This window comes from Streptomyces durbertensis (assembly GCF_014156695.1).
Taxonomy (GTDB): Bacteria; Actinomycetota; Actinomycetes; order Streptomycetales; family Streptomycetaceae; genus Streptomyces; species Streptomyces durbertensis.
The window spans coordinates 1-5,898 of record NZ_WMLF01000342.1 but is presented as its reverse complement, the minus strand read 5'-3'; the positions used below and the strand labels follow the sequence as shown (position 1 = coordinate 5,898).

The 5,898-nt window shown below is 70.3% G+C and carries 5 protein-coding genes; 4 read left to right on the top strand and 1 reads right to left on the bottom strand.

Features of this window, described 5'->3' with window-relative positions; genetic code table 11:
* The 4 genes from GL263_RS19795 to GL263_RS19780 form a co-directional block, all read left to right on the top strand.
* On the top strand, positions 1 to 1,294 hold a 1,294-nt coding region (locus GL263_RS19795; RefSeq protein WP_182857078.1), incomplete at its 5' end, for a M18 family aminopeptidase.
* Between the two features lie 286 nt (positions 1,295 to 1,580).
* The gene (locus GL263_RS19790; RefSeq protein ID WP_182857077.1) at positions 1,581 to 1,760 is read left to right on the top strand and encodes a hypothetical protein; all 180 of its coding nucleotides are present in this window, start codon (positions 1,581 to 1,583) and stop codon (positions 1,758 to 1,760) included.
* Positions 1,761 to 2,038: 278 nt separating this feature from the next.
* A complete protein-coding gene (locus GL263_RS19785; protein WP_182857076.1) occupies positions 2,039 to 3,307 on the top strand; it encodes a hypothetical protein in 1,269 nt (422 codons plus the stop codon).
* 1 nt (position 3,308) lies between these two features.
* The gene (locus GL263_RS19780) at positions 3,309 to 3,884 is read left to right on the top strand and encodes a hypothetical protein (protein WP_228456672.1); all 576 of its coding nucleotides are present in this window, start codon (positions 3,309 to 3,311) and stop codon (positions 3,882 to 3,884) included.
* Between the two features lie 206 nt (positions 3,885 to 4,090).
* On the opposite strand, the gene GL263_RS19775 is transcribed toward GL263_RS19780, so the two are convergent.
* Positions 4,091 to 5,872: an NHL domain-containing thioredoxin family protein gene (locus tag GL263_RS19775; RefSeq protein ID WP_228456673.1), complete on the bottom strand. Its 1,782-nt coding sequence runs from the start codon at positions 5,870 to 5,872 to the stop codon at positions 4,091 to 4,093.
* Positions 5,873 to 5,898 lie beyond the last annotated feature (26 nt).

Here is a 5,898-nt window from a genome sequence, read left to right as displayed (position 1 = left end):
GCCTTCTACCAACCCGCCGGATCGCGCCCACACCGACGATCTCCTCCGTTTCCTCGCCGCCGCGCCCACGCCGTACCACGCCGTGGCGGTGGCCGCCGAGCGGCTGGAGAAGGCCGGCTTCCGCCGACTGGCGGAGACGGAGGCCTGGGACGGTGAGGCGGGCGGGCGCTTCGTGCTGCGCGGTGGGGCGCTCATCGCCTGGTACGTGCCGCAGGGCGCGACGCCGGCGACGCCGTTCCGGATCGTCGGCGCCCACACCGACTCGCCGAACCTGCGGGTCAAACCGACGCCGGACACCGGGGCGCACGGCTGGCGGCAGGTCGCGGTCGAGATTTACGGCGGGCCGCTGCTCAACACCTGGCTCGACCGGGACCTGGGCCTGGCCGGCCGGCTGGTGCTGCGGGACGGCGAGGTGCGGTTGGTCAACGTGGACCGGCCGCTGCTCCGCGTCCCACAGCTCGCGATCCACCTCGACCGGCAGGTCAACGAGGGGCTGAAGCTGGACCGGCAGCGCCACATGACGCCGATCTGGGGCCTGGGCGACGTCCGCGAGGGCGATCTGATCGAGTTCCTGGCCGACGAGACGGGTGTGCCGGCCGCCGACGTCACCGGCTGGGACCTGATGACACACAGCGTCGAGCCGCCCGCCTACCTCGGCCGCGACCGCGAGCTGATCGCGGGCCCGCGCATGGACAACCTGCTGTCCGTACACGCCGGTCTTGCCGCCCTGCTGGACGCGGCGGAGGACGACGCCGACCTCGGGTACGTCCCGGTGCTCGCGGCGTTCGACCACGAGGAGAACGGCAGCCAGTCCGACACCGGCGCCGAAGGCCCACTGCTGGGCAACGCGTTGGAGCGTTCGGTGCTCGCCCGGGGCGGCACGTACGAGGACCGGGCCCGCGCCTACGCCGGCACCGTCTGCCTCTCCTCCGACACCGGGCACGCCGTACACCCCAACTACGCCGAGCGGCACGACCCCACGCACCACCCGGTGCCGAACGGCGGCCCGATCCTCAAGGTGAACGTCAACCAGCGCTACGCGACGGACGGTTCGGGCCGCGCCGTGTTCGCGGCGGCCTGCGAGCGGGCCGGGGTGCCGTGGCAGAGCTTCGTCTCGAACAACGCCATGCCGTGCGGCACGACGATCGGTCCGATCACAGCTGCCCGACACGGCATCACCACCGTCGACATCGGCGTGGCGATCCTGTCGATGCACTCCGCCCGGGAGTTGGCCGGCGCCGACGACCCGGCGCTGCTCGCCGCCGCGCTGACCGCGTTCCTGCGCGGTGCGTGAACGCTGAGGGCGCGAGGCGGAACGGGCCGCTCCGCCTGCTGTCGCCGTCTCGGGCCGTGGCCATGACATCCCCGTGAACATCGGGCGGCAGAGTCTTCCGCACGGGGGTAGAGGGGCGCACCTTGCATGGTGCGCCCCTCTCTCATGCGCCGCCACGCGCCCCGGTCGGGCCGCCGCCGGGCGGCTCTGCCGACCGCAGCCACGTGGGCGAGCAACCATGCCCCGGCGCGGGCGCGTCCTTCCAGGCGGCCTGTCCGTCGACCACCCACACCGACAGGGGGACACCATGGCCAGCCGACGCATACGCCGAGCGTCGCTCCTTCTCGCAGCGACCGCCGCCCTCGCCCTCGCCGCCTACCTCGGCGGCGCCGTCACCACCGGCTACCGCGACGCCCGCACCCCCGCGGGAGGCTCCGACGGCGACGACACCCCCGAAGGCGGCGCGGCCGTACCCGTTCCCGTGTAGGCCGCGGGGAAGCCACGACGTGCCAGCCATCCGACACGAGGGGCCCACTACCGGCCGGGGACGGGCCTCTCATCTCTGCGAGCCGGTGCGCGAGCCGCCAGCACTTCCGGCTCTCACGCCTTGGTGAACACCGACCGATAACCTACGTCCCGTCAGGCTCAGATCCCCCTCAAATCCCTTGATCGTAACCACTCTCTCACCTAGCGTGGCGGACAGTTCCTGACCAGCCCACCGACCACGGGCCGGGAACTCGTCAACACCAAACAGGGGGAGTTACTGTGCGCACGCACGCGCCAACGCGGCTCGGCCGCAGATTCAAAGTAAGCCTTGCTCTGGGCAGTGCCGCACTGATGACGGCCATGTCCACTCCCGCGCTCGCCGACGACACCACGCGCTCATCGGGCGGGTGGTTGCCGGAGATCAAGGACTCCCGCGAGATAACCGGTTCGGCGCTCATTACGGGAACGGTGCGGAAGCCCGACGGCAAGACGGCGGCCAACGCCTATGTCTACGCAACCGCTTGGCCGGACGGCGAAGCCCTCGGCCAGCTCGAAGAGGGCGACGACGTTCCCACCCGCGTCATCGCGAAGACCCGGGCCGATAGCAACGGGAACTACCAACTACGCGTCGCCAACACGCTCCAGCTCGCCGGAATGACTTCAGCGGCGGGCAACGTGGACGTCGACATCACCGCCACCGACGGCAGCCCGGACGACATCGCGACCGACTCGTTGAGCCTGCGAGTCAGCTCCGCTTCGGCAGACATGAAGCGCACGGCCGGCGGAGTCGCCAATCTCAGCCTCGCCCAGGGCGAAGAGGACCCGGTTATCAAGCCCGTGAACCGCGACCTTCGGATGGAGCGATACGAGAGCGAGTCGGACGGGAAGCGCGCGGGCGTGGGCGCCAAGTTCGCGAACGGATGCCCCGTGACCGGCGAGAAGTACCTTCGGAGCCTCGGCAAGCGCTGGGTGTCGGTCGGGATGCACTACCAGACCGGCCCTTCCGGCGCCAAGGCCACGTACCGCTATTCGACGTCGGCGGAAGCATCGCTGGCAGTCGGCATGTCCAAGAGCGGAAAATTCGGCACGTTCAGCGGAAACGGCTCTCTCAAGCGGTCCACTTCCGCGTCGATCGGATTCGGCACCCAGGGCCCCAAGACCGGCATCCGTCACTACACGATGTACAAGTACGGGCTCTACTGCAACACCAGCCGCAGCCCCGGCCCTGACTTCACCTTCTACGCCAAGCCCACGAGCTTTGCCGGCGGCGCCAAGAGCGTGAAGTCCGCCTACCCCAAGACGCCCAAGAGGAACTGCGTTCCTCACAAGAAGGGCAGCGACTTCGTACAGGACAAGTCGAAGATGAGCTCCTACTCCAAGGGGGTCAAACTGGACGACGTGATTGGTGTGGATCTCACAAGTCAGTCCGGATACACTCGATCCTCCTCGCTCAAGTTCGAGTTCCCGAAGGCGGCACAGCTCTGCGGAACCAAGGGACTCCCTGGCAATTCACCGGGACTTCTTGTCGCCCGGGGCGCGGGGTTCTGACGTGAGAAGATCCGCCCAGACGGTGGCGACGTTGGCGGCGGCGATGACACTTGCCGCCGCCAACGGCTGCACTGCCGGTGCAGGCGATGGTCCACTGAGCGCGGGCGAGAGTCATTCCACAGTCTGCGTCGGCTACACCAAAGAAATGATCTTCACGTTGGGTCATGTCACGCTCACGAACGAAGGTCGCCACGACATCGTCATCACCGACGCCGAACTGATCGAACCGAAGAACCTGGAACTCATCGGTGCTGTGGCTCTACCTGAGCCAAGCGGTGGAGCTGTGGGAATTGGCGCGGACGACGGATGGCCGCCGAACCACCACACGAACCCCAAGGTCGGCTCGCCCGCTGATCTGGCCTTCTGGGCAAAGCGTCAAGCGATACCCGGCGCCACGGTCAAGGCTGGAAACGATGATCTCCTCGCGATCGGCGTGAAAGCCGGCGGGCGTGGGTCCATGAACGGCGTCCGGCTCACGTACACGGCCGACGGGAAGCGCTACCAGGCGGACACAACCGCGAAGCTCAAGGTCCGCCCCAAGTGCGGTGGCGGGTTCGACTCCGAGGACGACGAGTAGCCGGGCGGGCACCAAGCTCAGTCCGCTCGCACTGAGCCCGACCGACCGGCTGATCCAGCCACACTTGTGGCGTTCCGGTTCCGGCTCCAGCGGCGGTTTCAGGGGGCGCACCTTTCGGGGTGCGTCCCCTGCTCATGCACCGCCGGGCCTCAGCGTATCCGTCCCCGCGTCGGCCGCCCGGAGGCCCGCGCCCTGCCGCACCCGGCCTACGCGTCCGCGTCGAGGCCGGCGAGGACCAGCGGGAGCCGCGTGGCGCCGTCGGGGACGACGCGGACCGGGACGCCCCAGTCCTGTTGGTGGACGTGGCAGGCGGGGTACGGGTTGTCGGGGTCGTCGTCGCAGGAAGCGGCCATGGCGGACACGTGCAGCACGCCTTCCGGCACGTCCGGCGCGAGGCGCAGGCGGCGGCGCAGGTCGGTGCCCTGGCCTTCGCCGTCCGCCAGCAGTTCCGGCGGGGTGGCGCTCACCAGGAGTCGCGTCGACGGACCGTACCGGGTGTCCAGCTTCTGGCCGGTCGGCGCCTGGAAGACGACGTCGAGGTCGAGTTCGCCGGGGGCGACCTCCGTGGCCTGGCGCTGGGTGCGGTGCGCCACCGAGGCCACCTTGACGGCCTCCTCCGGCAGCCGCAGACGGGTCAGCCGGTGCCGCGCCGACTCCACGACGAGGATCTCACCGTCCTCGGTGAGGACCGCGTCGGACGGTTCGCGGAGGTCGGTCGCGAGGGTGGTGACCTCACCGGTCGCTGGGTCGTAGCGGCGCAGGGCGTGGTTGTAGGTGTCGGCGACGGCGACCGAGCCGTCGGGGAGGGCCGTCACGCCCAACGGGTGCTGGAGCAGGGCCTGTTCGGCGGCACCGTCGCGGTGGCCGAAGTCGAAGAGGCCGGTGCCGACGGCGGTGGACACGTTGCCGTCCGCGTCGATCCAGCGCAGTGCGGACGTCTCGGAGTCGGCGATCCACAGACGGTCCTCGGCCGCCGCGAGGCCCGACGGCTGAGCGAACCACGCCTCGGCGGCGGGGCCGTCCACCAGCCCCTCGTTGGTCGTACCGGCGGCGACGGCGACCGTGCCGGCCGCCGGGTCGTACGTCCACAGCTGGTGGACGCCGGCCATCGCGATCCACAACCGGTCACCGAACCAGGCGACGTCCCACGGCGAGGACAGCGACACCTCGCGGGCCGGGCCCGCCGTGGCGCCGCCCTGCCACCACTGCTGACCGGTCCCGGCGAGGGTGCCCACGGCCCCACTGTCCGGGTCGAGGACCCGCAGCGCGTGGTTCACGGTGTCGGCGACGACGATCCGGCCGTCCGGCAGGAGCGCCAGGCCCTGCGGCTCGTTGAACGCCGCGCGGTCGGCGGGTCCGTCCACGAGGCCGCGCTCACCGCTGCCGATCCGCCGCAGCACGGTCTCGCCGTCCGCCGCCAGCTCCACCAGCGCGTGCCGGGTGGTGTCGGACACCAGGAACGTCCCGCCGGGCAGCCGCAGCGCCTTGCCGGGGAAGCGCAGGTCGCCGGGGGTCGGCTCCGGCGGCACGTACGGGCCCTCGCCGCGCCGGAGCGTGCCCTTGGCCGCGTGCTCCTCCTCCAGCTCAGCCACGAGCTTCGCGATGGCGTGCACATGGCCCTCGCCCGCGTGCTGGGCGACGACGTACCCCTCCGGGTCGATCACCACCAGCGTCGGCCAGGCGCGGACCGCGTACTGCTTCCACGTCGCCAGCTCGGGGTCGTCCAGCACCGGGTGGTGCACGCCGTACCGCTCGACAGCGTCCACGACGGCCTGGTGGTCGGCCTCGTGCACGAACTTCGGCGAGTGCACGCCGACGACCACAAGCGTGTCGCGGTGCTTCTCCTCCAGCTCCCGCAGCTCGTCGATCACATGCAGGCAGTTCACGCAGCAGAACGTCCAGAAATCTACAACTACGCACCGCCCTCGCAGGTCCGCGAGGGTCAGACTCTTACCACCTGTGTTCAACCAGCCACCCTTGCCGACCAGCTCGGGGGCTGTCTCTTATACACAAC